Here is a 26,300-nt window from a genome sequence, read left to right on the forward strand (position 1 = left end):
TCCAAACCTGATTATGCTGGAAGAGACGGGAAAAGGGATACGCATGAATCAGCCGCTACACGATCGCCAAACGAACGATCGTCAGACAAACGATCACCAAACGAACGATCACCAAACGAACGATTACCAAACAAACAATCGTTCCATGCAGTCGATCGCGCAACCAGAGAAACAGTCGACGATCGCGCAGCCATCGCCACAACCAGCACCATCAGATATCAAAATTGCTGTTATTGGCGATATCCATAATTGCTGGGATGAAGACGACGCGATCGCGCTCAAGCATCTAGGTGTCGATCTGGTGCTGTTTGTAGGAGATTTTGGTAACGAATCTGTTGAGGTTGTGCGGTCGATCGCCGCACTTGAGCTTCCCAAAGCTGCCGTTTTGGGCAACCACGATGCCTGGTACAGCGCGACCGAATGGGGCATCAGGAAATGTCCCTACGATCGCACCCAAGAAGACCGGGTACAGCAACAGCTAGATTTGCTGGGAGACGCGCACGTTGGCTACGGCAAACTCGACTTTCCTGCCTTGAACCTGACCGTAGTGGGCAGCCGTCCCTTTAGCTGGGGCGGGTCAGAGTGGAAGAACACGAACGCCTTCTACCGATCGCGCTATGGCATCACCAGCTTTGCCGAATCCACTGAACGGATTGTGCAAGCCGCCAGCAGCAGTACTTTCGATACGGTGATCTTTCTGGGGCACTGTGGACCGAAAGGTTTAGGCGATCGTGCCGAAGATACCTGTGGTAAAGATTGGCACCCTCCTGGTGGCGATCATGGCGATCCAGACTTTGCCGAGGCGATCGAGGTGACTCGCAAGCTTGGCAAAACGATTCCCCTGGTTGCCTTTGGGCACATGCACCACCAGCTACGTCACACTAAACAGCACCAACGAGTGCCGCTCGTGACGACAAACGGAACGACCTATCTCAATGCCGCCAGCGTACCTCGCATCGTCAGGACGGAAACGAGCTGCCTGCGTAACTTCTCGCTGGTATCGCTCCAAGGTGGCTCTGTGGCTCAAGCCTCGATCGTTTGGCTTGACCAGAATTTAACGTTGGTTTCAGAAACGTTGCTTTATCAGGATGAAACGTTCTCTAGTAAGCCTCATCAATGGCGGGAAGCAATCCTGTAGCTTACTTCTTCCAAGTATGTATGGCTCAGTTTAAATATCCCAATACCACTCAAATGCTGCTGGGTTTAGACAGACTTGCTATAGTATGGTGAGCAAACGTACTACTGAGCTTCAACTTGAGTTCTTGTGACTATGAGTGATGGTAACTCTCTCATCAATCTTGGAGATGTTTCAAAACCTGCGGTTGTATTGATTGAGAAAATATCCGATGCGATTGGAGGGCTTTTCAAGCCCTATTATATAAGACAAATTGCTCGCGCAGAAGCTGATGCTGACAGGATAAAATCCGTTGCTCAAATTGAGATAACTGAATTACAACAGCGAGCTTTACAGCGGTTTGTCTTTGAAGAAGCCAAGAAGCAAGCTAATATTGAGGCTATAGCGACTAAAGCTCTACCTTATCTTAAAGAGGATGCTAATCCTAATAATGTTGAAGATGATTGGATTACTAATTTTTTTGATAAGAGTCGTTTGATTTCAGACGAACAGATGCAAGAAATTTGGGCGAAATTGTTAGCTGGAGAGGCTAATAATCCTGGAAGTTATTCGAAACGTACAATCGATTTGCTAAGTTCGCTTGATAAAGCAGACGCATTACTTTTCAACACTTTATGTGGATTTTGCTGTTTATTGGATGAAATATTTCTATTAATTTATAACGAGGGAGATCCAATCTATGTTAATTCTGGAGTTAACTTCAATGCCTTAAACCATTTAGATGATATTGGATTGATCAGCTTTAATCATGGTGCAGGATCGAGCTATACTTACGCGGAGCTTTCAAAGACAATTAGTGTTGTCTGTCAAGCATCTTCAATAACTATTGACTTTCCAACTGATCAAAATAATCAGCTGGAAATAGGTAGAGTTATATTTACGAAAGCTGGTCAAGAGCTTGCTCAAATTTGCATCTCTGAACCTGTTCCGGATTTTCTTGATTATGTTTTAGATATTTGGAAGAAAAAGGGACTTATTGTTTCGTCTCCATATCCAAGGACAATTTCAGTGAGAGAAAGAGCAGCAAGTTGAGGTGATGCAGTAAGTTGAGATAGCTAGATAAAGTGGCACAGAATATAAAAACGTACGTTTACCACATTGGACTTTGTAAGACTGGATGAACGAGTAGGTTTGGTTAAACTGCCAAGAAGTGAGATGAGTAATTGGACGGGTAGCGTGTTGTTTAATCTGGTGCGTACGTTTGAGTGAAATCCTTGTATGCAAGCGTTTCTCACGCCCCTGGCTACAATCGATACCAAAACTCGATCGCCCATCTCGTACAATACGGCTGGTCGCCCCTACATCACACGACTCATGTTCAGCTTCTACCAGCAGCTTGTCGCCGTACTTCAGCAGGGAGCTGTTGCGTTGGCAACGGTCGTCAGTGTGAAAGACTCGGTTCCTAGAAAAGTTGGCGCGATTATGAGCTTTGCGCTGATGACGGTCTTGTTGGCACGATCGGCGGTGGTGCAGGCAAAGCCCATGTGGTTGAGCAAGCCAAGCAAGTGTTAATGACAGGCGAAAAGCAACAGGTCGATATTAATCTATCGGGCAATTTGGAGCAGGTCAAGCAGGGTATTTGCGGCGGCATTATGCAGGTCTGGCTAGAACGCTAGCAGGGTGAGAATGCGATCGCCCATTCACGAAACAACTTTCTTTTGCTGCTTCTGTCGCAAAAATTCAGCGAAATCACGGACTTCTGCTATTAAATCTTCTGGTAACTCATTCAAAGCAGCGGTTAATTGTCCTCGTATCCCTGTAGTTTCTTGTGCTGCTTTTACTAACTGCAACTGTTGCGGATATACCAGTTCTACGCCCAACGTTTCTACAAATGCATCTGGTTCGTCTGAGGCCACTGGAATGAAATTTCCCTCTTCATTACTTTTCACCCAGCCACCAAAGAGTTCTACTAAGTAGGCTTCGCCATCTTTTAGTACTTCAACAATAGCACCTGATGTACCTTCAGGTGCAAGCTCTCCGTCAGACAGCGTGATCGCTTCTGTCAACTTTACGGAATCAAAGAGTTGAAACTGAGCCATCCCTACCTCCCTAATCGTTCTGGAACGGCGGTAACGAACCTTGCTACATCTTCGCCAGTGAGCACAATCCAACCTGTACGAATGCGTCGCGCTACACCGGATGAGTCTTTGATTGTAATTGTCATTTGATAGCGATCGCCATATTCATTCTGTCCTTGAAACTGCAACAAGTCTACTGACACCGCTGCCAAAATTGCAGCTCGAATCTCTTCGGGTGACTCAAACCTCATAATCGATCGCCAGAACTTCTGTTTGTCACCGCCAGTGCCCGCTTCTGTGGCATAGCTAAAAAGGTACTCGGCTTTTCGCATTGGAAATTCTAGCTGAGTCGGTATCACGTTAGAATTGCGCCTCCCATCAGGCGGCAATAGCGGTAGTCTAGCTCTTGCTGCATGAGTGTCCAGCGGCTCAGGGTTTCGTCTTTTGCCATTACTTTTTCGGCTGCCTGTCGTGCCAGTTCCAGCACATCTTGATCCTCTACCAAACTTGCTAGCGCAAAGTCGGGTAAGCCAGATTGACGAGTGCCCAGCACCTCACCAGGACCGCGAAAGCGCATATCCATCTCAGAGATAAAGAAGCCATCTTGCGATTGTTCCAGCACTTTCAGCCGTTGGCGTGCCGTTTCGGTTTTGGAGCTGCTCATCAGCAAACAGAATGACTGGGAGCCACCACGCCCCACCCGTCCCCGTAGCTGGTGCAGTTGAGAAAGCCCAAAGCGATCGGCGTGTTCGATCAGCATTACCGTTGCATTGGGAACATCGACACCCACTTCTACCACCGTTGTAGAGACAAGGATTTGCGTTTCGTTGTCGCGGAAGCGGGTGATGGCATCATCTTTTTCAGCAGAAGTCATGCGCCCATGCAGCAAACCCACCGTAAATTCGGGAAAGACACTTTCTTGCAGTGTGTGATGTTCATCGATCGCCGACTTCAAATCCAGCTTTTCCGACTCTTCCACCAGCGGCAGCACCACATATACCTGCCGTCCCTGAGCAATCTCACGACGAATTAGGTCATACGCCTGCATCCGCTCTTTGCCTGCTAGCACAGTGGTTTGAATTGCCTTGCGTCCAGGCGGCAGTTCGTCAATTTGGCTCACATCCAGGTCGCCGTGCAGGGTGAGCGCCAGCGTGCGGGGAATGGGAGTTGCCGTCATGGTCAGCACATGGGGATGTTCGCCCTTTTGCTGGAGGCGTGCCCGTTGCTGTACGCCAAAACGATGCTGTTCGTCGATCGCCACCAAACCCAAGCGCTGAAAGTTCACTGTGTCTTGAATCAGCGCGTGCGTGCCTACCAATAAGGGCAATTCACCTGTTTGAAGCTGGGCGTGAATTTCGCGTCGCTTGGCAGCTTTTGTGGAACCTGTCAGCAACTCGACAGGCAGGTGCAGCAGGTTAAACCAGCCGACTAGCTTGCGATAGTGTTGTTCTGCCAGCACTTCAGTGGGAGCCATCATCGCCGTTTGATAGCCCGACTGAATCGCAGCCAGTAGGGCAACGACTGCCACAACCGTCTTTCCAGAGCCAACATCGCCTTGTACCAGACGATTCATGGGCGTTGGCTTTTGCAAATCGTTAAGAATGTCGTTAATCACCCGCTCCTGGGCATTGGTCATTTGAAAGGGCAGGTTTTCGTAGAACTGATCGATCAATTGACCTGTGGGAGCCATGACAGCGCTTGCCTGAATCTGACGTTGGCTCTGACGACGCTTGAGCAAGCCCAGTTGCAGGTAAAAGAATTCGTCAAACACCAGACGACGACGTGCATTATCCAAAGCCGCACCATCGGGCGGAAAGTGGATGTGGGCGATCGCCTCCTGAATGCCCACCAACCCGTACTGCTCTCGCAAGTTTTCTGGCAACGCTTCCTGAAGTTGCTTCACAGCCGGCAGTGCTGCAATCACCGCTCGTCGAACCAGTGCGGCATCGACGCCTTCCGTCAATGGGTAAATGGGTACGACCCGTCCCACCGTAAGGGAGTCGATCGCCTCACCAGAATGCTGCAAAACCTCAATGTCGGGGTTATCTAGCGTCATGCCAAATTTGCTTTTTTTGACTAGCCCAGAGGCGGCGATCGTGGCTCCCGGTGGATACAGCCGCTTCTGCTGCTCTTGCCAGCCGCGATTGCTATAGCGACTACCCGCAAAAAATCGACCCAGCTTGATCTGCCCTGTGTGATCACGAACGAGCAGTTCTAAAATTGTCAGCTTGGTATTGCGTGGGCTAGAAAAGCACGTACAGCGCTTCACAGTGCCCATCAGCGTCACCGTTTCGCCTTCTTTTAAGTCCCGAATGTTGACCTGACGCGCATAGTCGAGGTGGTCACGCGGGTAGTAAAAAAGCACATCCCGCACCGTGATCAGCCCCAGTTTTGCTAATTTCTCGGCGTTCTTCGGTCCAATACCGGATAGATACGTTACCGCTTGATCAAGAGTGGCAGCACGACCCGCCTCGACCAACGGAGTCGTTTTAGGAGCCTTCACCGCCCCTGTCGATGATGCCCCAACGCCTCGCTCCTCTCCTTTCTCTCCTTTCCCTGCGTCCTCACAGACTTGACGTACATGATGCAAAAACCGTCGCGTATCTGCGACTAAATGCTGCCGTTGGGAGAAGGATAGTTCTGAGTAGGTGGTGAATTGTTTGCCCAGTTCTTGCCAGCGATGTTGGTCGATCGCAGGCAACAGAGCAGGCAACTGGCTTAATGTCAGGCTAATGAACTCACTAAAGCGATGCTGTTTGCCTTCTAAATCATTGAAACCACGTTCTGCTTCGACAGAGAGCGCTTTTTGAAGGCGAATCCAGTCGGGTGCAGGGTGAGGAGAGAGGAGGGAGGGGTGAGGGGTAGCGGGTGTTGGCGATTCGGGAGCCATTGGCTCTTGTTCTGAGTGACTCATACTCATTTTCTACTCCCTACTCCCAAGTCCCGACTCCCCCTTCCTCTAGTCTTCTGTCCACGTTGATCGCCATGCGGCTTGCGCTTCTGCAATCGATCGTTCACGCTGCTTTTTTCGATACTCACGCCCTAAAGTCTTAAGTTGAGCGAAGAGGCTACGGATTTTGCTGCGGGCTGCCGTCACTGCTGGCGCAGCGAACTCAATTTCGGCAAGTCGTAGAGAGATAGCAACGATGTGCATGACCGAATGTTTGGGAGATTCATCGTCGTCGTTTTCAGCCGTTTTGCCACTCGTTTCAACTAATAAATTGAGCAGATTGGGCGTTCCGGCTCTAGCGTCTGAGAGATCTGCCTTTGCGGCGGCTTCCAAAACGGGTTCGGGCAGCTTTGGGGGGAGGATATTGGCTTGTTGCAACAGCCGATTTGCCGCGTGGGAGGCTGTTTTTAGTTCAGCCACGATCGCGTGTTCCAATTCTTCGTGCCATCGTGCCAGGTCAACCGGAGTCAGCGATCGTGGTTCTGTTGGGGAGGATACAGGCGCTACAACCGGAGCAGGCGGTGGCGTAGAGGGCAATGAATCTAAAGCCGTTAGCTCATCTACAACAGGCAAGGAGGCAACTGGCTCTACGTCTGGATCATCAATGACAACAGGAACGTGTAGTTGGGCTAAGACCTCTTCCTGCACCTGCTGCGAGAGCGTCCGCAAGCGCTGCTGCAACTGCTGTCTTTGACTATAGGACAACTTTAAGAACGATTCTGGATAGCCTTGTGTGCAAACGTGGTAACTGGCAAGAATCAACTGCTGACGCACTGCCTGCCCCAAGACCGTAAGGTAGCTTGAGTAAGCATTGTAGAACTCATCTGCGATCGCACCAGTTGCTTTGTCTAATGCTGCAAGTTCCTGTTCAATTCGCTCTACCGATCCGACCATATGCCCGTTTAACCTTGCCCTAGACAAGCCACTATACCCCAGGATAGCGGGTCGCTAAACCTTAGTGTTATTCAAGCGCTAGACAACACAGCACTAGCGGCACAGCGTTCTAAAAAGCGCTGAGGGATTTCGGGTCTTGCGCCCCAGTGAAGATGGAGGTAAGAGGCATGGAGATTAGGGTAATGCCAGCCTTCATTGGGCAGTGAGGAGTGGGGAGAGTGTAGGGCGAAGAGGGGCGAGTGCGATTCTAAAGTGAGGTGAGATCGATGGAATTCGTGCCCTCGAATAGTGGAGCCTTTGTCTAGAAGCAAACCGTCTTGGAGGGCGATCGCGTCTCGATAACCCAGCGTTAAACGCTTGCCCATCATGGCTGTTGTCGGCAATACTCCCACCATTGGAAACGCTTGTCCCTCAAAATTGGTGATTTTTTCGCATAAATACATCAACCCACCACATTCGGCGTAGGTTGGCATTCCGTCTCGGATAGCGGATCGTACAGCCGCACAAGCTGACTCGTTTTCAGCTAATTGTTCGGCGAACACTTCAGGGAAACCACCACCGAAGTAAAGTCCTTGAATGTTGTCTGGTAAAACGCGATCGCGCATAGGACTCCAGAACACTAGCTCGGCTCCTAGTGCCTTGAGCAAATCCAGGTTATCGGCGTAGTAGAAGCTGAAGGCAGAGTCATGGGCGATCGCGATGCGGGGTGAGGGGGGAGGAGGGGGGAGTGAGGAGTAAGGGGGGAGAGGGGGAGTAAGTTCTAACCGCTGACCACTGATCGCTGACCGCTGTTCCAACAACGGCATCAATTGTGCCCAGTCAAAACAGGTGTCTCCCAGATGTGCCAGCTGCTCAACCACAGTATTCAGGTTTTCTAGTTCAGCTGTGGGCACAAGTCCCAAATGACGATCGGGAATCGTAATACCATCTTCACGGCGCAGGACTCCGAGAATCGGTATGTTGAGCGGTTCCAAAGCAGCTTTGAGGATTTCCAGGTGACGATCGCTGCCAACGCGATTCAGCACAATGCCCGCAACTTGAAGGCGAGGATCAAAGGAACGGTAGCCGTGGACGATCGCGGCGATCGAGTGCGATAGCCCCCCACAGTTCAGCACCAGCAGAATCGGCAAGTCTAGCAAACGGGCAACGTGAGCCGTACTCGCAAACCCTTCTTGCCCTGCGGCACCGTCAAAAAGCCCCATCACACCTTCCACAAGAGCATGAGTAGCAGTTTGAGCATGGTGATCAAAACATTGCTGCACATACGCTTCTGAAGTCAGCATCGGATCAAGATTGCGGCAAGCACGCCCCGTCACATAGCGATGAAACATTGGGTCGATGTAGTCAGGACCAACTTTAAACGATTGCACCGACACATTCCGCCGCTTTAAAGCAGAAAGCAAGGCCAATGTGACCGTCGTTTTACCAACGCCACTACGTTCTCCAGCAACAATTAGCGCCATCTCAATAGTGATGAGGTATTAGTTGTTAGAGTCTATAGCAAAAGGATGAAGGATGAGGGATGAATAGAGCCTTTGCTCAAAGGAAGTTTCAAGGTTTGATATCTGCCCTAACGTTCTCTTTGACTGCTCTAGAGTAGAAACCAACGGCATTTAGCCTTGTTGAACGTGGCGACAACGTGCCCTTAGCACAGAGGTAAAGGCAGTATTTACTACAGACGCAACGTCTGCATGTTGAAAATGTACCCGCTTAAAGTTGGGATCAGTGGTTGCTTTTAGGGCGTAGTTCAAGTTGCCCTGCCAACTTCAAAGCGATCGCGTGTTTGAGGTGACTATCGCTGTCCGGTGACGATATAAGCAACGCGCTTGCCAATATTGGTAGCGTGGTCTGCCATACGCTCCATATGACGGATCACGAGGATCATTAGGACGATCGGTTCCACAATGCCAGGTACATCACGCTGATGTGCCAGCAGGTCGTAAAGCGTTTCGTAATCGAGATCAACCGCATCATCTTTGATTTTGATTTGCAACCCTGATTCAGCATCAAGGTCAGACAGCGCCGCCAGGCTCATTGCCAGCATTGCCCGACAGCGATCGCACATCATTTGTACCCGTCCCATATAGCTTGGTGGCGGATAGGGAAAGAGAAGAATCGCAATTTCGCCTAGGTCTTCGGCATAGTCGCCAATGCGCTCCAGATCACGGATGAGTTGCATCATGGCGCTCAGGAGGCGCAGGTCTTGGGCAACAGGAGCCTGAAGTGCAATGAGGCTAACGCAGTCTTGCTCAATCTGGCGGTAGAGTTTGTCAATCTGCTTATCTTGAAGCGCAATTTTCCCTGGCGCATCTAAGTCGCGATCGAACAATGCCTGACGCGCCAGCCAAAAAGAGTTTTCCACCAGCGCGCCCATACGCAGAACGTCACGTTGGATGCGTTTGAGCTGGCGGTCAAAGTGGGCGCGGATGAGTCGTGGTGTTTCCAATCAAGTACTCGCGTAACAGAGCAGGCACCGAACTCAGATTGATAGCGAAGGATTCGTCATCGCCTTGCTGTCCTTGCTGTCCAAGTATAGCCAATCAGCTTACCTCAGATAAACGATCCTGACTGTCTGCGGATAACATTGGACTGATGGAGGGGGTGAGGGAGTGAAGAGGTGGGGGAGTGAAGGAGTAACGGGGTGAAGGGGTGGATGTGTAACCCACCGACAAGATTGGAGAAAGGGTTAATCTGTTCAGTCGCCCTTAAGTCGCTTACCATCGTTAGTTACGCCCGATTAACTTGTGGTCAGCTAATTTGCACTCGGTTCACTTGTGCCTGATCGATTTGTGCCCGATCAGCTTGTGCCCGGTTCACTTGTGCCCGATCGTGTAAAGCCTGATCGTGTCGTCTTACCTTCACCAGTTCTGCCAAATTCATGTCTGAGTTACCTGCTTTGTCTGAATCACTTGCTTTACCTTCGCTGTTTACTCAACTGCAAGTTCGCTATCCTACCAGTGGTTTGCTGACGGAGTTAGTGCAAATGGATGCCGATCGCTATGTGGTGCGGGCGCTGGTGCAGTTGGGCAGCATGACGCTGGCAACGAGCATGGCAACCGCTACAACCGTTGAACAGGCGGAAGATCAAGCACGGCTACGTGTATTGGCACTATTGGGCATTCACACCCCGTTGTCTAATGTCCCCGCGGGATCGTTTGGCTACAGCACGCCAACACACCCACTGACGAGTGCATCGCAGGAGACAACGCCACTGGTCGATCGGTTTGATAGCACAACGTTGAACCATTCCTCCACTGCTGCACCCTTGGCAACTGTGGAGCCGATCGCCCCTCCCATGTCCTTTTCGACCTTAGCCTTCGAGCCGACAGCGATCAGTGCTACCACTCCGCTCCCCGCCTTTGAGCCATACGTCGCAGATTTGACTATGGCGGAAAGGGAGCCAGAGCTATTTGATGCACCCCCTGATCTTGATGATGCGTCTTACAACGATGCAACGTATGAGGAGGAGCCTTATGACAAGGCACCATATGACGAGGAGCCATTTGAGGAGGATGAGCCGATCGTTGAGGAAGCAGCAAGCGATGATCGTGCCAGCGCTGATTCTAGTCCTGTTGCCGAGGAGCTAGCCGCTAAAAGCAAGCCCCGCAAGTCTAGTGCAGAGAAAGCACCAATGGCTGAGAGCGATACATCTAGCAGTGCGTCAAGAGACTTATCTTCTCTGATATCACAGATTGGCGTAGAGATCGATCGCATTGGCTGGAGCAAGCGCCAGGGCAGCACATACCTGCAAAAAACCTATGGCAAGAAAACCCGCAGCGAACTGACCGATGACGAATTAGAAGACTTTCTGACGTATCTCAATACCCAACCCTCAGCAACAGTCAGTTCGTAGGAGGAGGAGACCGCAAAAGATAAAGGATGATGGCTAAAAGCTCCACTGCAAAGCTCTCTCTGCTTCACAGCCGCCGTTTCTTTTTCACCTTTCCACCTCTTCACCCCTTCACCCTCCCACCCCTTCACTCATGATCCCCTCTCGTCGCGTCTATCAACTCTTACTGCTAGGTACCGCGATCGGGTTGGGCGTTGCCACGATCGGGTCTGATGTCATCAACCCACAGTTTTTGAGTGTTTCCATTCTGCTAACGCTGGGCTTTGATGCGGGTGTGTTGCTGCTGGCAGTACTGGATGCGCGACGGGTCAGCGCTAACCGCGCGATCGTGGAACGCCATCATGTCGATCGTCTGTCCATTGGACGCGAGAACCCTGTGCAGCTAACGGTGAAGACAGGCTACCAGCCTGCTACGCTGCAAATACGAGATTTCTATCCACAAGCATTCTCTGCGAAGACAGGCTCTATCAGCACCGATACCCTGACGCTCTCGTTGCCTGCTCATAGCCGCGAGGATCTGACTTATAGCGTCCTACCATCTAAGCGAGGCACGTATACCTGGGGCGATATTCAGGTGCGGCAGTTGGGAACCTGGGGCTTGGCGTGGCACGACTGGAAACTGCCCAAAAGTGAAACGGTAGCGGTGTATCCTGACTTGATTGGGCTGCGATCGCTCTCCATTCGTCTGACGCTGCAAACCAGTGGCAATATTCGTCGTGCCCGTCGTCAGGGTAGCGGCACCGAGTTCTCAGAACTACGCGAGTATGCGTCAGGCGATGATCCTCGCTTAATTGATTGGAAGGCAACGGCTCGTCGCAGCCGCGTGTTGGTACGGGTGCTGGAACCAGAGCAAGAGCAAACGCTGCTGGTGTTGCTCGATCGCGGACGGCTGATGACGGCTCAGGTCAAAGGCTTGGAACGGTTTGACTGGGGTTTAAATGCAGCACTAGCGCTGGCGCTAGCGGGGTTGAATCGAGGCGATCGGGTTGGCATCGGCGTGTTCGATCGCCAGATGCACCTCTGGATGCCGCCGGAACGAGGGCAAACCCAACTCCCCAAGCTAATTGAGCGGCTAACCCCAATTCATCCCGTTTTGTTGGAGCCAGACTATATGGATGCCGTTACAACCGTTGCTACTCGCCAAACCCGTCGAGCGCTGGTTGTACTCATTACTGAAGTCATTGATGCAACGGCTTCCATGGAACTGCTGGCAGCAATGGGACGACTTGCCCCACGTCATCTGCCCTTCTGCGTGACGCTGCGCGATCCTCAGGTCGATCGCCAGGCAAATACGTTTACCACTGCAATTCCCGACACATACGCTCGTGCCGTAGCGCTCGATCTGCTGTCGCAACGTCAGTTAGCGCTGGCAAAACTTAAGCAAAAAGGTGTGTTGGTATTGGATGCGCCTGCCGATCAAGTTAGTGACCAACTGGTCGATCGCTATCTCCAACTCAAAGCCCGTAGTCAACTTTAAAGCTATTAAAATACCCTCCAACTTCGTTAAAAGCTGGAGGGGCTTACGTATAGAAGTACTGATAACTTGCCTTGAGACTATTCAACTCTAAGCCATTCCTTTGTGCCTTAGGCTAATTTCCCATCAAGAAAGAATGAAAAATTGGTAAAGCTTGAGCAGCTTCTAGCCATAGCAATCGTTAAAGTAGCTAGGGCGGGGTGTAAGGGTAGAACTGCTGGCTAGAGACAATACCCCATCAACCCTTTGATGCCAATGTCTTAACCCTGGTGACAACCGCTACAGGTGCAGAAACCGGATTTCTTAACGAAACTGCAATTGCAGGGTGCGATCGTCATCCATCTAGCCTCTTGTTCCTTTTGCATGCTATTAGGATTGCTTGCATCCTCATCTGCTACGTTCTACTGCTGTCAAGCAACACGTTCTCTCTTCGTTGGCATAGTGCAGCAGCGTTGAATTGCTGCCTCTAATAAAAATTCGTATCCTTGCTGCTCTTCACCTCAGACATTGGGGCGGTATAATTGGCTCGACCGTTGCAAAAGTTAACCTCAGTTAGGGCTGTTCAGGCTGCTTTTAACCTTAGGCTGCTTTTCATCAAGAACTTTTTATTAGAGTGTTCCAAAAGCTTTTATTACCAATGCCGCAACGAACGTCGCCTAAAAATAACACTCCAGGTCTAAGTCTGGCATTCCTGCTCGCAATGCTTACCGCTTTTGAGCCGCTGATGGGGCTGATGGTGATGCAACCAGCCTTTGCTCAGACCCCTACACCGTCCTTCTCACCGCCCAATGTGGCTCCTAGCGGTACGACGGTTACGGTTAATGGCTCCAGCAGCATGGCGACGATCAACCAGGCACTCAAAAAAGTTTATGAAGAAAAGTATGCTGGCAGCAGTGTGACGTTGGCGGAGGAAGGCAGCGATGCAGCACTCAAAGCCTTACAAGAAGGCAAAGTTGACCTGGCAGCGATCGGTCGTCCGTTGACAGAAGAAGAGAAAGAGCAAGGGCTAGTTGCCACCCCGATCGCACGGCAAAAGATTGCCCTCATTGTTAGTCCTGGTAATCCCTTTACAGGGGAGATTACGTTTGATAAGTTCGCCAAGATCTTTCGAGGTGAGATCAAGAATTGGTCTGAGCTTGGGGGATCTCCAGGAGTGATTCGGTTTATCGATCGCCCTGTTTTAAGTGACACACGACAGGCATTTCGTTCTTACCCAGTTTTTCAGAAAGCACCCTTTAAAGCAGGCGCGAAGACGCAGAAAACTGCTCAAGACAGCACAGATGAAGTGGTTCAGGCATTAGGAACCGATGGCATTGGCTATGCGATGGCTAATCAAGTGTTTGACCGGAAGGATGTTCGCATCATCCCGATGCACGGCACCTTTCCCGCTGACCTACGCTATCCCTTTTCACAGCCATTGGCATACGTTTACAAAGGGACTCCCAGTCCTGCCGTCGCCTCTTTCCTTGCCGTTGCCACGGCACCAGAGAACCTATCAGTTATTGAAACGGCACTAACACTGGGCACAGTCGCAACAGCCGCAAGTCCTGCCGCTGTAAACCCCTCCGTAACGGCAATCGCTAGTCCCATAGATCCTAGCCCAGCAGCAAGCGCTACGGCTGCGCCAGAGGTAGCTGCCACTCAGCCAGGGGCTACAACGGAAACGGGCGGTGGGTTTCCTTGGTGGCTACTGTTGATTCCACTTGTAGGCGCATTGCTGTGGTTCTGGTTCAAAGGTCGTCGCACCGAAACTACATCTGGTGAGCCGCCAACGACTGTTGATTTTCCCACCTCGCTACCTGCTACAGGCACTCTACCTCCAGAAGCGCCAGCGAACGGACTGTCTGCTGGTGATGCTGCGATCGCTGGTGGAGCCGATTTAGCCGCTGGAGCAGGAACCACAGGACTGGCAGACGAAGCAACCATTGACCAGAGTGCTGCGATCGATCCTCCGACAGTCATTAAGCCACCCACTACAGACCCGTCTCTTGGAGCCGTTCCTTCGACAGATACACCTTCAGAAACCACTGTATCGGCTGACTTGCCTACTAGTGGCGATACTTCAAGTTCAGACACTCCAGGTGCAGATATTCCAGGTGCAGCAATCTTAGCCGGTGGCGTACTGGCAGCCGGAGCCGGAGCAGCAGCCCTTGCTGGAGCTAATGGTGAGCCAATGGCTCAGAGCAAAATTACCCTTACCTCCCTTGAGCAGACAGCAAGCAATGCAACCGATGCTAACAGCCCGCTAGCCTATGCCGAATGGGATGCCCTAGAGGTGGAGAAAGCAGCGCTACGGCAGCAAGGCGGGCGTGACTTGCGGCTACGGCTGTACGATGTCACAGATGTTGACCTGACGACAAAACGTCCCCAAAGCTTTCAAGAATTTGCTATTGCTGAAGAGACGCTGAACTATACAGCGCCCATGCGACCAAACCGCGATTACCTGGTAGAGATTGGCTATCTAACGGGCGATCGTCGTTGGCTAGCGCTGGCACGTTCTAACCAAACACGGGTAACGGCACAAACTATACCTGCTACGGCTGCTGCCAGAAGCCAAATCACGCTTACAGCACGCCCTGATTACAAAGCATACGCAAGATGGCAAACGCCTGATGATCACAAAGTCGAGTTACGGCAACAGGGTGGTCGCAATCTTGCCCTGCGGCTGTACGATGTCACAGACCTTAATCTAAGCCAGAGCCACTCTCAAAATTTTCAGGATTTTTCGGTTGCAGAGACGGCATCGACCTATACGGCAGACGTTCAACCCGATCGTGATTACGTTGCAGAAATTGGCTACGTTACGGCTGATCGTTACTGGCTATCGTTGGCGCGTTCTAACGCGATTCGCATTCCCTCTGTAGCAACAGGTGCCTCTGTGGGGGCAGGAGGGGCAGCGATCGAGGCTGGACTGGCGGCTGTACCGGACAACCAGGAACAGGTCACCGTCGAAGCAGCGAAACATGATGTCGGACAATCTGACCTCAGCAGCGAGTCATTGGCTTCGGTGGATGAAGGTCTGCCCGATTTGCCAGATGGCTACGGTGAAAGCCGCATTGTCTTAATGCCCCGTGATCCGCAGTGGGGTTATGCCTATTGGGATGCACCCAACGAACAGAAAGAAGAACTACGCCGACAGGGTGGACAGCGGTTTGCCTTGCGACTCTACGATGTTACTGGTGTGGAATTTAACCATCAAAGTGCACACAGTTTGCAGCAGTACGACTGTGAAGAAATGGCGCGCGACTGGTATGTACCTATTCCAGTGAGCGATCGCGACTACATTGCCGAAATCGGCTACCTTACAGGCGATGGGCGTTGGCTTTTGCTGGCGCGATCGAACCCGGTTCGCATTCCGCCTGTCTATCCTTCTGAATGGCTGGAAGACCACTTTATCTCTGTCGGTTGGGATGATGATCTGCGCGGCAACACACTTCTGGAGCTACTATCTCCGACCCAACGTGAACGTACCGTCGCCTCAGACAAACCTCTTTACGAGCAAATTTTTGGCATGGCGCAATCAACCGAAGCACTGCGGGTTGCTGGTTCCCTCTTCGGCTCCATGCAGCACGTTACCGGATCGGGGCAGCAAATCCCATCACAAGCAATTAGCTCTTATGTCTTCCCGTCAGGTGTCGGTATGGGTGCAGTACCGGGTGCTTTTGGTGTTCCTGGGTTTCCTGGTGCTCCAAACGTCTCAGGCTTAACGATGTCCGGTATCGGGATGTCGGGCGTTGGGTTTGGTGCTTCGATACCACTGCGGGCACGTAACTTTTGGCTCGTTGCGGATGCGGAACTCATTGTTTATGGTGCGACCGAACCCGATGCCATCGTGACGATCGACGGTCGTCCGATTCAACTTGAACCGGATGGCACGTTCCGGTTCCATCTGTCCTTCCAGGACGGTGTGATCAACTTCCCGATTATTGCTGTTGCAGCGGATGGTGAGCAGACCCGCTCGGTGCATATGACGTTTGAGCGTCAAACGCCCCATCGAAAGACAAACACGAAAGATGAAGCTGTGGATGAGTTGTTCTAAAAGCGCCTCAGAGCTTTCGCTCTGCTGCCTTAACAATCGAAGTGATTCATTAGAAGCTCTAGTCTGTGTGTTTTACTGGAACAGTCAAGGATGATCAAAACTGACGCACTGAGCGTTTGAAAGCTAGGTTTTTCCGCCTCCTTTAGAGAAAGGCGGGGATTCTGCAAAACTCTTCTAAGGAGTTCTGAAGATCGAGATCGATGTTGCGTCAGTGCTGAATTAGTGTTTAGAAAGCGAGTTTGGAGAGCACAATGGCGAATGCGGTTGGAATGGTTGAAGTGTTGGGTTTGCCGCCCGCCTTGGCAGCAGCCGATGCAATGTGCAAGGCAGCGAATGTAACGCTGGTAGGGATGGAGAAAGTCAGCGGTGCACGCTATACAGTCATTGTGCGGGGAGATATTTCTGAAGCAACCGTTGCAGTTGAAGCTGGCGTTGAAGCGGCAAAGTCCATTCTTGGCGACAAGCAGCTTTACCTGTCTTCTCACGTGATTGCTCGCCTCAGCGAGAACTTAGAGTCGGTGTTGAAGTCAATGCGACCCAATGCGAGACTTGCTAGCTATCTGGATCCTGTACCCAGCGATCGGCCCCCCTTAGTCAGTTAGTTGAGGGAGCACAAGCAAAATCCTTCACCCTAGTAGAATTGGCTTTCTTCGCTTCGGTAGGCTTAATAGCGGCTTGCGCTGCCTCATTTCAAAGACATTCGTGCGAAACTTGCTTGCTTTAAAAGGATGTGTTGCATTCCGGAAAGGATGTGTTGCATCCCTGCTTTTAGCTGCTATAACAAATTGTTTTGTCAAGATTGCCGCCTGAGTGTTGCTTTCTTTGTTTTTTGTTGCACTCTAGACACGCTATAACCGTCACGTCTTAACCGTCCTGTCTATGTTCTTTTTCCTTCCACCCGCTAGCGATCGTCCGCCCGTTCGGCTAATCGTTGCCACGTTGCTCACAAGCTTGCTAAGTACCTTGTTACTATCGCCCCAAGCGCAGGCGCAAGCAGCACCTTACTGCCAGCAATCGCAAGCCGCGATCGACCAAAAAGAAGCGCTGCGGCGGCTTGCTGCTAGAGGCGGCAATCAGGATGCCCAAAAACGCTATGCCAGCCTGGTGAAACAGCATGGAGAAAGGTTACAGAAGTGTCGCAAGCAGACCCAACTGCAAACGCAGGCAATCTGGTTACGGCTCTATCCCTGCGATGCCAAGCCAGGAGCCTTAGAGTCGGTTCTAGACCAAATTGTGAATCGAGGCTATTCCCAGGTCAACGTCGAGACGTTTTATAACGGGAGGGTACTGCTGCCCACAACGGACAATCCGACAGCCTGGGCATCGGTGCTGGGAGGCTCTAAAGCCCAGCAGGCAGATCTATTGGCAGAAATCATTCGCAAAGGGCGCGCTCGCGGCTTAAAAGTATACGCATGGCTGTTTGGCATGAATATGGGTGCCAGCTATGTTAGCCGCCCAGACAAACAGCAGACGCTTGCCCGTAATGGTCTGGGGCAAACCAGCCTGACAGCAAGCACAGTCGCTGGGTTAAGCGTTGATATCGGTCTGACCAACCCAGAGGAAGCCTTTATTGACCCCTATAGCCCTCAGGCGCGACAAGACTATGCTCAGATGGTGCAGGCGATCGTCCAGCGCAAACCTGATGGTGTGTTGTTTGATTACATCCGCTATCCCCGTGGGTATGGCAGTGCCTCGGTCGCCAGCAAAATACAGGATTTATGGGTTTATGGTGAAGCCTCGCAGCAAACGTTATTTCAACGCGCCTTAAACTACCGGGGTATGGAGTTGATTCGACGCTTCTTAGAGCAGGGTTACATTACAGGCGACGACTTAAAAGCAGTCAATCAGCTTTACCCTCAAGAGCGCGAACCGCTCTGGCAAGGTCTCGACCCCAAGCGCACCACAGCGTCCTTACCGCTCGCTCGGCGTGTAGCGCGCTTGCAAGCGGATCTCTGGCAGCTCTCGGTTGCCCATGCCTCTCAGGGAGTGCTGGATTTTGTCAGTGCAGCCGTTGCACCTGTGCAGCGTCAAGGCATCCCGGCTGGAGTTGTGTTCTTCTCTGATGGCAATAGCAGCGTCGGACGGAGTGGCTTTGATTCTCGTTTGCAACCGTGGGATCGTTTTTCCGGTTCCTTAGAATGGCACCCAATGGCATACGCGAACTGTGGCAGTGCCAAGTGTATTACGGCACAGATCCAACGAGTGCTGCAAGCGGCTCCTCGTGGCACTAAAGTCAAGCCTGTCCTAGCTGGCGTTTGGCAGCAATCGGTTAGCAATCGCCCCCCGCTCGAAGTACAAATGCAGGCACTCCAAAGGATGGCACCCCAGGTTAAAGGGGTCAGCCATTTTGCGTATTCCTGGCAAGAGCCAGGGTCCGATCGCAATCGCAAATATTGCCAACCGTAAGATTTTAAGTTTTGCTTTCGACCTAAGCTCAAGCCAAAGGGGGTTTTGAGTTCCTCGTAAGGCGAAACTCAAAACCCCCTTTTTATACCACCACGAAATTAACCAGTTTTCCTGGCACTACAATCACCTTTTTGATTTCCTTCTCGCCAATGTACTTACGCGCAACATCTGATTCGCGTGCGTATCGTTCCAAATCCTCTTTGCTTGATTGCGACGGCACTTGCAGCATACCTCGCGTTTTGCCCAGGATCTGAATCACCAGCGTAATCTCATCCGCTACGAGCGCTGCCGGATCAGCCGTCAGCCAGGACTGGGTATGAATTGAGTCGGTATTGCCTAACCCATGCCACAGGTCTTCGGCAATATGTGGCGCAAACGGAGCCAGCAGAATGAGCAACGCACGTATGCCATCGGCGTAAACGGGGGAGTCTTTGCACGCTGCCTCTGTCAACGCATTACTCAGCTTCATCAGCTCTGAAACGGCTGTGTTGAACTGATACTCACCTTCCAAATCATCGGTAATGGCAGCGATCGCCGTATGAATCGATCGTCGCAACTCCTTCTCAATTTTGCTCAGGTCTGAGCTTGGATTTGACTGCTGACCGCTGGCTGCTGACCGCTCTCCAAACTCAGTCACTAACCGCCAGACGCGATTCAAAAACCGGAACTGTCCTTCCACATCCGCTTCATCCCACTCCAGATCCTTCTCTGGCGGCGCTTTAAACAGAATGAACATCCGTGCGGTATCGGCTCCATACTTGCCAATGACATCACCAGGAGCCACGCCGTTGTACTTAGATTTAGACATCTTTTCGTAGACTAACTCCAATGCATCGCCCGTTTCGGGGTCAGTGGGATTGGTTAGATCGGCAATCTCCGTGGCAATGACATACTTGCCCGTGCGGGGATTTTTGTAGGTTTTGCCCTGCACCATGCCCTGCGTCAGCAAGCGCTGAAAGGGTTCGTCGAAGTTGAGCAAGCCCCGATCGCGCAGCACCTTCGTAAAGAACCGCGAATACAGCAAGTGCAAAATAGCGTGCTCAATACCGCCCACGTATTGATCCACTGGCATCCAGTCGTTCGTTTTTGCCGGATCAAAAACCTGCTGGTCATCCGTCGCATCGGGGTAGCGCAGGAAGTACCAGGATGAATCAATGAACGTATCCATCGTATCTGTCTCGCGCTTGGCAGGCGTGCCACAGGTAGGACAGGGCACGTTAATCCAAGATTCTAGCTTTGCTAAGGGAGAGGCTCCACGCCCCGAAAGCTCAATGTTCTCCGGCAATTGCACAGGTAGATCAGCGTCCGGAACGGCAACCGCTCCGCAGCTAGGACAATGAATAATCGGAATCGGCGCACCCCAATACCGCTGCCGTGAGATCAGCCAATCGCGCAGGCGATATTGAATTCGCGCCTTGCCAAAGCTGTTTTGTTCTGCATGATGAACGATCGCGGTTTTCGCCTCTACAGACGGCAACCCATCAAATGTCCCTGAATTGATCAGCACTCCCGGTTCAGTATATGCCTGAGTGAGTGGTGTTCCTTCTGCCTCTACCCCTCTGCCTTCTGACTCCTGACTCCTGCCTTCTACCGCCCCTGCTGGCGCAATGACCTGGACAATCGCCAACCCCTGTTCTTTCGCAAACTTAAAATCGCGCACATCATGGGCGGGTACACCCATCACTGCACCTGTGCCGTACTCATACAGCACATAGTCCGCAATCCAAATAGGAATTTCGTCACCGGTAAAAGGATTGATCGCCTTGCCACCGGTGGGAATGCCGCGCTTGGGCTTGTCTTCTGCCGTACGCTCTAGCTCACTTTGGCTGGCAATTTCTTTGACGAACGCTTCCACAGCGGCTTTGCGAGCAGGTGTTGTCACCACTTGCGTAAGCGGATGCTCTGGAGCCAGCACGATGTAAGTCACGCCATGCACCGTATCGGGGCGGGTGGTGAAAACGGCAATTTTTTCGTCTGAGGCGACGATCGGAAACTCCAGGTAGGCTCCAGTCGATTTGCCAATCCAGTTTGCCTGCATCAGCTTGACGCGCTCGGGCCAGCCTGGCAGTTTATCCAGGTCATTCAAAAGCTGCTCGGCGTAATCAGTGATCTTAAAGAACCACTGGCGCAGCAGTTTGCGCTCGACTTTAGCACCCGATCGCCACGATTTACCGTCGTTGTCCACCTGTTCGTTTGCCAGGACGGTTTGATCGATCGGGTCCCAGTTCACTGCCGACTCTTTTTGGTACGCCAAGCCCGCCTGAAAAAATTGCAAAAAGATCCACTGCGTCCATTTGTAATATGCAGGCAAACAGGTAGCCACCTCGCGGTTCCAGTCGTACGACAGCCCCAGACGCTTCAGTTCGGTTCGCATCTGCGCGATGTTTTGTTCCGTCCATTTAGCAGGATGGATGCCTCGATCGATCGCTGCGTTCTCTGCGGGTAGCCCAAACGCATCCCACCCCATTGGGTGCAGCACCCGATAACCCTGCATCCGCCGCACCCGCGCCAGTACATCCGTAATCGTGTAGTTGCGGACGTGCCCCATGTGCAGGCTACCGGACGGATAGGGAAACATCGACAGCGCGTAATACTTTGGCTTGCTGCTGTCTTCTGGTGTCAGGTCTACCCCCTGCTCTGCCCAGGTTTGCTGCCACTGTTGCTCAATTGAAGCGGGATTATAACGGGACTCCACGAAAACGGCTCCTACTCAGTCCTTTTGCTTTACTCTACCCTACTTGATTGACTGCCAAATCTTTTGAGCTAGACGGTTGTAGCGGCACAGTTTTGCTCTCGCCTGTGATCTAGCCAAAAAAGGGGGCAATGCCATCGTCGAGCATTAATGGCAGCAGATGACGGATAGGGACTAAAAACGATCGTCAAGCCTCTCTCGCATTGCTGGCTTGAGCAACTGCAAATTGCGATCGTCTCAGGGGTTGCTATTCACTTTCGCTTGCCGTATAGTACAAAGATACCAATGGGGACAAACGAGAACAAACCGTGACTCACCGCTCCGGATTCAGTATAGAGAGGAACCCATGACATCCGCCACTCGACAAACAAAAATTAGGAAGCCCGCTGCTGTGACCACTGAAACCCGCATCCTTGCACTGGATGCGGGCAACTATGACCTCAAGTTTTGGGATGGGGAAGCGCATCCAAAAGCCATCCGTTCCGTTCGGTTTCAGCTTCCTCAAGGTCGGGATGCCGTACGCTACACCGAAGCCTCACCGTTGATTGAGCTACCCGATGGCACTCGGTATCACTTTGGCGCACAGGCGTACAAATACCGCCGCCAGCAGCAAACAGTTATTGAGAATAAAGTCGAACTTTCACGGCTGCATCTCTATGCCTGTATGGAACCCTGGGAAGGCAATACCGAATTTGCGCTTGATATTTATGCCTCAACTCCCGAACCCGCTAAAAACGAAGACGCGATTCGGCAACAATTGCTGGGTATGCATGAGTTCAAGCGTAACGGTCTGGAGTACCGGGTACTCGTCGAGCGTGTTGAAGTCGAGCGAGAAGGCATGGGTGCTTACCACTATGCCCAGCGCTTAGGTTTGATTCCTGATACTGGTTATACGATCGTCGTAGACATTGGTGGCGGCACCTGGCTAACACGCCTGGTAGATGCTGAGGGCGATGTCATTGACGAGAACGTGATGGATCGCGGTGGTGCTTATGAGTTAGCCACTTCCATTAGCTTCGATCGCCGTCTTACCAATGCGCTTGGCACGACTGCTGACCCCAGCCTGATCATGGATGGCTTTCGTACAGGGCACATCTACGCCGACACAGAGCTAACCTGGCAACCCTGGCTGGAAGAGCACCTTGACTCCTGGTTTAAAGGCATCTTTCAGACCATCAAGGCTCAATACACACCTTATATGGCGCGGGTTACTCGGTTTTTAGTCACAGGTGGCAGTTCTCACCTGATTTCAGAGCGGTTGGCAGGGCGCAAGCTCTTTGCGGTGATGACTGACCCACAGTTTGCCAATGTGCGTGGTTTATTTCCTGTTGTGAATGGAGCACAGCTATGTATGACAACAAAGTAAGACTGAGTCAGGACGTGCTGGAAAAAGCCAGCCTCATTGCCTCAGAGTGGGGCTTGAAGAATGCCCGCGCTGCTGTAGAAGCCGTCTTTCGTAAGTATGCGGATGAGTATCTGGATGGCACTGGACGCACGCCTCAATGGGCAACTCACGACGCAATGCCTATGACGAATGCCTTTACCACAATGCCCGATCGCACACCGCCCGATCGCTGCGAAGCACTGAACGAACTGGATGATTTGTTAGGGCTGTAGTGCTTGAGCGTTCAGCCATTAGCCAACCGCTTTTTGCTGAACGCCTTAATTAAAATGCAAACCGCCTTTGGGTTGCACTGCCAGCAAGTACCGCTAGGATAGGCGTATTTGCCGCCGTTGCGGACTATTGCTGAACATTTTATGGTTGCTTCTCCAAATGCCAAGCCTGATGGCAATGAATCCCCTTTAGTTGGTCAATCCACCCTAGGACGACCAGAAGAGGCAATAGTAGACTTACCTACCGAAGCGCGATCGCCGCAGTGGTTGTCGCCTCAGGTAGTGCCACAGTCAGTGCCACAATGGGCTTCGCCACCAGAGCCAATCAACCAAATTCTGGATGCGCCATCAACGCCAGAAATCCTTATTTCGCCCGACAAGCAATGGTTGGTTGAGCTTACCCAAGCATCTCTACCAACGATCGCCGAGCTGGCAGAACCTGTAGTCGCGGTGGCTGGTTTTCGCCTCAACCCTAAAACCAATGCCCCAGCGCGTCACCGTACGTATCGCGGGATGCGGCTAAGAACATTGCGGTCAGGCATTAGCAACACGATCGCGCTACCCGACGACTCTCGTATTAGCTATCTCCGCTGGTCGCCAGATGGTCAGCAGCTAGCGTTTGTGCTGACGCAAGCCGACGGGTTGGAGCTATGGGTGCTTGCGTTGGCAGATGGTATGCCGCGTCGGCTGACGGCTCCTGTACTCAATGCAACCTATGGCGTTCCGTATCGCTGGCTGCCCAATGAAGCGCTGCTGTGCAAGTTTATTCCAGCCGATCGTGGTGCCCCTCCGGTAAAAGCTGCTGTGCCGACAGGACCAATTATTCAAGAGAATCTGGGGCGTAAAACTGCTAGCCGTACCTACACCAATCTGCTGCAAAACACTCATGACGAGGCGCTTTTTGAGTACTACGTCGCTTCCACCTTAGAGCGAGTGCGGCTAGACGGAACGCACGTGCGGTTGCTTGAGCCGTGCCTACTGGATGAAGCCATGCCATCACCAGATGGCAACTACATTCTGCTGAAAACGTTGCAGCGTCCGTTTTCATATCAGCTACCCAGTTCGCACTTTCCTCTGCGGGTTCAGGTGTTGGATGCAGTGGGGCAAGTTGTGTATGACGTGGCAGATCTGCCGTTAGCAGACAGCCTCTCGACCCAATTTGATGCGGTCATTGAAGGACGACGACGGATTAGTTGGCGGTGCGATCGCCCCTCCACGCTCTACTGGGTGGAAGCACTGGATGGTGGTGATCCAGATAAGGAGGTGCCTGAGCGCGATGTTCTATGGGAGCTAAACGCACCCTTTACTGACCCACCAACGGCACTCTGGCGATCGCAGTATCGGTTTCGGCGAGTGTGCTGGGGGCGAGACGATGTAGCGCTGGTCTGGGAACGGTGGCACAATACCCGTCAGACTAAACTTTGGCGGCTAAATCCATCTCAGCCAGAGAGTCCGCCACAACTATTGGTCGAGCGCAGCTACGAAGACCAGTACAGTGATCCGGGTACACCCCTAACCGTACCAGGCGCGTTTGGGTGGCACGTGTTGCAGTTTTCAGCCGATGGCAGCAGCCTTTATTTCAGCGGTCGCGGCGCATCACCAGCAGGAGTCTATCCGTTCCTCGATCGCCTAAACCTTGCAACAGGTGTGATCGAGCGCCTCTGGCAATGCCAACCCCCTTACTTTGAATCGGTGGTGCAACTGCTGGATCAGGAGGCGCAAGAGTTTCTCACCCGGCGGCAATCTCAGACAGAACCGCCTAACCTTTTCCTACACACGCGATCGAACGGGCAGTCACTGCAACTGACGCATGAGATCGATCGTGCTCCGCAGTTTGCAGGCGTTCACAAAGAAGTGGTCCGGTATCAGCGGGCAGATGGCGTGCAGCTTTCTGCCAAACTCTATCTACCCGCAGGTTACGACCCAGCGCGGGATGGAGCCTTGCCCACTATCTTCTGGATTTATCCTGAAGAATTTAAAGATCGAGAGTTGGCGGGTCAGGTGACAACGGCGGAACACACCTTTAGCCGACCGCACGGCACCTCTGTCTTATTTTTGCTGACGCAAGGCTATGCGGTTTTGAGTAGTCCCAGCCTGCCGATTATTGGTGAAGGTGAGGCGGAACCAAACGATACGTATGTTGAGCAGCTTTTAGCGGGCATTGAAGCGGCGATCGCCTACGTTGTCGATCGGGGTGTGGCAGACCGTGAGCGGCTAGCAATCGGGGGACACTCCTATGGTGCGTTTACCACTGCCAACGTGCTGGCACACAGCAACTTTTTTCGCGCTGGCATCGCTCGCAGCGGCGCTTACAACCGCACGTTGACACCCTTTGGCTTTCAGGGCGAACAGCGCCATTTTTGGGATGCCGCCGACACCTATATGCACCTCTCGCCTTTCACGCACGTGGGCAAGATTACAGCACCGCTGTTGCTGATTCACGGTGCTGAGGATAGCAACGCGGGCACTTATCCCCTGCAAACGGAACGTTTTTATGATGCGCTTAAAGGGCAGGGTGCAACCGTACGCCAGGTTATGCTGCCGCTAGAAGACCACGGCTACCAGTCTCGCGAAGCCGTCGGGCACGTACTTTGGGAAATGGTGGAGTGGTGCGATCGCTATCTGAAAGGATAGAGAAATCACTCTCTGAGAGCACACGTCAGTGATGATCCCAAAAGTCACGGTGAACGCTGGCGATCGCCTCCTCTACTTCTGGGATAGGACCCCAAACCTGGATTGCTTTTTGACCACGATCGAACACTTCGCGGCAGGGCAGGTTCAACGTTGGGTTTTGCTCATGGTTGCCTGTCAGCTCTAACAAGCGCGTTTCGGCAATGCCATAGACAAGGCGACCGATGTTTGCCCAATACTGCGTGCCAGCACACATCGCACAAGGTTCAGCCGTTGTATAAAGCGTACAGCCCCACAGATAGTCTGCTGAAAAATTGAGCCATGCAGTACGGATGAGCACAGCTTCCGCATGGTTTACTGTATCGACATTGCCTTGCTCTAGCAGCACGGTTTCGCGATCAGGTGCTACCAGCAGCGCGCCAAACGGATGATGCCCAAAGTCACGGGCACGAATAGCAAGTTCATTCGCCCGCTGTAAATGCTTTAGCCTTTGTGCGGGCGTTGGGTCGCAGCTAGGCGGTAACGCGCGATCGATCATGTCGCTTCCGTTCGTTGAATGACACTAGTTTCCTTTGCTTCAACCATACACTGAGACAG

Annotated in this window: 20 protein-coding genes; 11 read left to right on the top strand and 9 right to left on the bottom strand. The window is 52.2% G+C overall.

Annotation, left to right across the window (positions count from 1 at the left end; all coding sequences use genetic code 11):
• The first annotated feature begins 43 nt into the window (after positions 1 to 43).
• The 3 genes from H6F86_RS14495 to H6F86_RS14505 all read left to right on the top strand — a co-directional run bounded on the left by H6F86_RS14495 (position 44) and on the right by H6F86_RS14505 (position 2,647).
• Complete coding sequence (locus H6F86_RS14495) at positions 44 to 1,138, top strand: TIGR04168 family protein (protein WP_242033524.1); 1,095 nt, start codon at positions 44 to 46, stop codon at positions 1,136 to 1,138.
• 132 nt (positions 1,139 to 1,270) lie between these two features.
• Positions 1,271 to 2,167 carry a DUF2806 domain-containing protein gene (locus H6F86_RS14500; protein WP_190449316.1) on the top strand — a complete coding sequence of 299 codons (897 nt, stop codon included), beginning with the start codon at positions 1,271 to 1,273 and terminating at the stop codon, positions 2,165 to 2,167.
• Positions 2,168 to 2,353: 186 nt separating this feature from the next.
• Entirely contained in the window at positions 2,354 to 2,647 is a 294-nt protein-coding gene (locus tag H6F86_RS14505) for an XdhC family protein (RefSeq protein WP_190449317.1), read from the top strand.
• A gap of 128 nt (positions 2,648 to 2,775) precedes the next feature.
• Here H6F86_RS14505 and H6F86_RS14510 read toward each other — a convergent pair whose 3' ends face one another.
• The 7 genes from H6F86_RS14510 to H6F86_RS32820 form a co-directional block, all read right to left on the bottom strand.
• Positions 2,776 to 3,174 carry a DUF2281 domain-containing protein gene (locus H6F86_RS14510; protein WP_190449318.1) on the bottom strand — a complete coding sequence of 133 codons (399 nt, stop codon included), beginning with the start codon at positions 3,172 to 3,174 and terminating at the stop codon, positions 2,776 to 2,778.
• 2 nt (positions 3,175 to 3,176) lie between these two features.
• Positions 3,177 to 3,512: a DUF6883 domain-containing protein gene (locus H6F86_RS14515; RefSeq protein ID WP_347240372.1), complete on the bottom strand. Its 336-nt coding sequence runs from the start codon at positions 3,510 to 3,512 to the stop codon at positions 3,177 to 3,179.
• Positions 3,509 to 6,067, bottom strand: a complete 2,559-nt coding sequence (recG, locus tag H6F86_RS14520; protein ID WP_347240374.1) for an ATP-dependent DNA helicase RecG — start codon at positions 6,065 to 6,067, stop codon at positions 3,509 to 3,511. The genes H6F86_RS14515 and recG overlap by 4 nt, the downstream gene beginning before the upstream one ends.
• A 45-nt stretch (positions 6,068 to 6,112) precedes the next feature.
• Positions 6,113 to 6,997, bottom strand: a complete 885-nt coding sequence (locus H6F86_RS14525; protein WP_190449320.1) for a hypothetical protein — start codon at positions 6,995 to 6,997, stop codon at positions 6,113 to 6,115.
• A 71-nt stretch (positions 6,998 to 7,068) separates the two neighbouring features.
• Positions 7,069 to 8,460, bottom strand: a complete 1,392-nt coding sequence (locus H6F86_RS14530; RefSeq protein WP_190449321.1) for a cobyrinate a,c-diamide synthase — start codon at positions 8,458 to 8,460, stop codon at positions 7,069 to 7,071.
• A gap of 329 nt (positions 8,461 to 8,789) precedes the next feature.
• A complete protein-coding gene (phoU, locus tag H6F86_RS14535; RefSeq protein ID WP_190449322.1) occupies positions 8,790 to 9,443 on the bottom strand; it encodes a phosphate signaling complex protein PhoU in 654 nt (217 codons plus the stop codon).
• Between the two features lie 302 nt (positions 9,444 to 9,745).
• Positions 9,746 to 9,877, bottom strand: a complete 132-nt coding sequence (locus H6F86_RS32820) for a hypothetical protein (protein WP_277881668.1) — start codon at positions 9,875 to 9,877, stop codon at positions 9,746 to 9,748.
• On the opposite strand from H6F86_RS32820, the gene H6F86_RS14540 reads away from it, so the two are divergent.
• From H6F86_RS14540 to H6F86_RS14560, 5 genes are all read left to right on the top strand, one after another.
• The gene (locus H6F86_RS14540; protein WP_190449323.1) at positions 9,876 to 10,850 is read left to right on the top strand and encodes a hypothetical protein; all 975 of its coding nucleotides are present in this window, start codon (positions 9,876 to 9,878) and stop codon (positions 10,848 to 10,850) included. The genes H6F86_RS32820 and H6F86_RS14540 overlap by 2 nt on opposite strands.
• Before the next feature lie 130 nt (positions 10,851 to 10,980).
• Positions 10,981 to 12,324, top strand: a complete 1,344-nt coding sequence (locus H6F86_RS14545) for a DUF58 domain-containing protein (RefSeq protein WP_190449324.1) — start codon at positions 10,981 to 10,983, stop codon at positions 12,322 to 12,324.
• Positions 12,325 to 12,958: 634 nt separating this feature from the next.
• On the top strand, positions 12,959 to 16,360 hold the full coding sequence (locus H6F86_RS33145; protein WP_190449325.1) for a DUF4912 domain-containing protein: 3,402 nt from the start codon (positions 12,959 to 12,961) through the stop codon (positions 16,358 to 16,360).
• Positions 16,361 to 16,611: 251 nt separating this feature from the next.
• Positions 16,612 to 16,962 (top strand): BMC domain-containing protein, encoded by a 351-nt coding sequence (locus H6F86_RS14555; RefSeq protein ID WP_190449326.1) that lies wholly within the window; start codon positions 16,612 to 16,614, stop codon positions 16,960 to 16,962.
• Positions 16,963 to 17,239: 277 nt separating this feature from the next.
• On the top strand, positions 17,240 to 18,766 hold the full coding sequence (locus H6F86_RS14560; RefSeq protein WP_190449327.1) for a family 10 glycosylhydrolase: 1,527 nt from the start codon (positions 17,240 to 17,242) through the stop codon (positions 18,764 to 18,766).
• An 82-nt stretch (positions 18,767 to 18,848) separates the two neighbouring features.
• Here the strand turns inward: H6F86_RS14560 and leuS are convergent, their stop codons facing one another.
• Complete coding sequence (leuS, locus tag H6F86_RS14565) at positions 18,849 to 21,461, bottom strand: leucine--tRNA ligase (protein ID WP_190449328.1); 2,613 nt, start codon at positions 21,459 to 21,461, stop codon at positions 18,849 to 18,851.
• A 343-nt stretch (positions 21,462 to 21,804) separates the two neighbouring features.
• On the opposite strand from leuS, the gene H6F86_RS14570 reads away from it, so the two are divergent.
• From H6F86_RS14570 to H6F86_RS14580, 3 genes are all read left to right on the top strand, one after another.
• Complete coding sequence (locus H6F86_RS14570) at positions 21,805 to 22,824, top strand: ParM/StbA family protein (protein WP_190449329.1); 1,020 nt, start codon at positions 21,805 to 21,807, stop codon at positions 22,822 to 22,824.
• Positions 22,806 to 23,075, top strand: coding sequence for a hypothetical protein (locus tag H6F86_RS14575; protein WP_190449330.1), 270 nt, complete (start codon positions 22,806 to 22,808; stop codon positions 23,073 to 23,075). The genes H6F86_RS14570 and H6F86_RS14575 overlap by 19 nt, the downstream gene beginning before the upstream one ends.
• A 141-nt stretch (positions 23,076 to 23,216) precedes the next feature.
• On the top strand, positions 23,217 to 25,706 hold the full coding sequence (locus H6F86_RS14580; RefSeq protein ID WP_190449331.1) for a prolyl oligopeptidase family serine peptidase: 2,490 nt from the start codon (positions 23,217 to 23,219) through the stop codon (positions 25,704 to 25,706).
• A gap of 25 nt (positions 25,707 to 25,731) precedes the next feature.
• On the opposite strand, the gene H6F86_RS14585 is transcribed toward H6F86_RS14580, so the two are convergent.
• A complete protein-coding gene (locus H6F86_RS14585) occupies positions 25,732 to 26,241 on the bottom strand; it encodes a nucleoside deaminase (RefSeq protein WP_190449332.1) in 510 nt (169 codons plus the stop codon).
• Positions 26,242 to 26,300: the final 59 nt, after the last annotated feature.

Source organism: Phormidium sp. FACHB-592 (assembly GCF_014695795.1).
GTDB lineage: Bacteria > Cyanobacteriota > Cyanobacteriia > Leptolyngbyales > Leptolyngbyaceae > Stenomitos.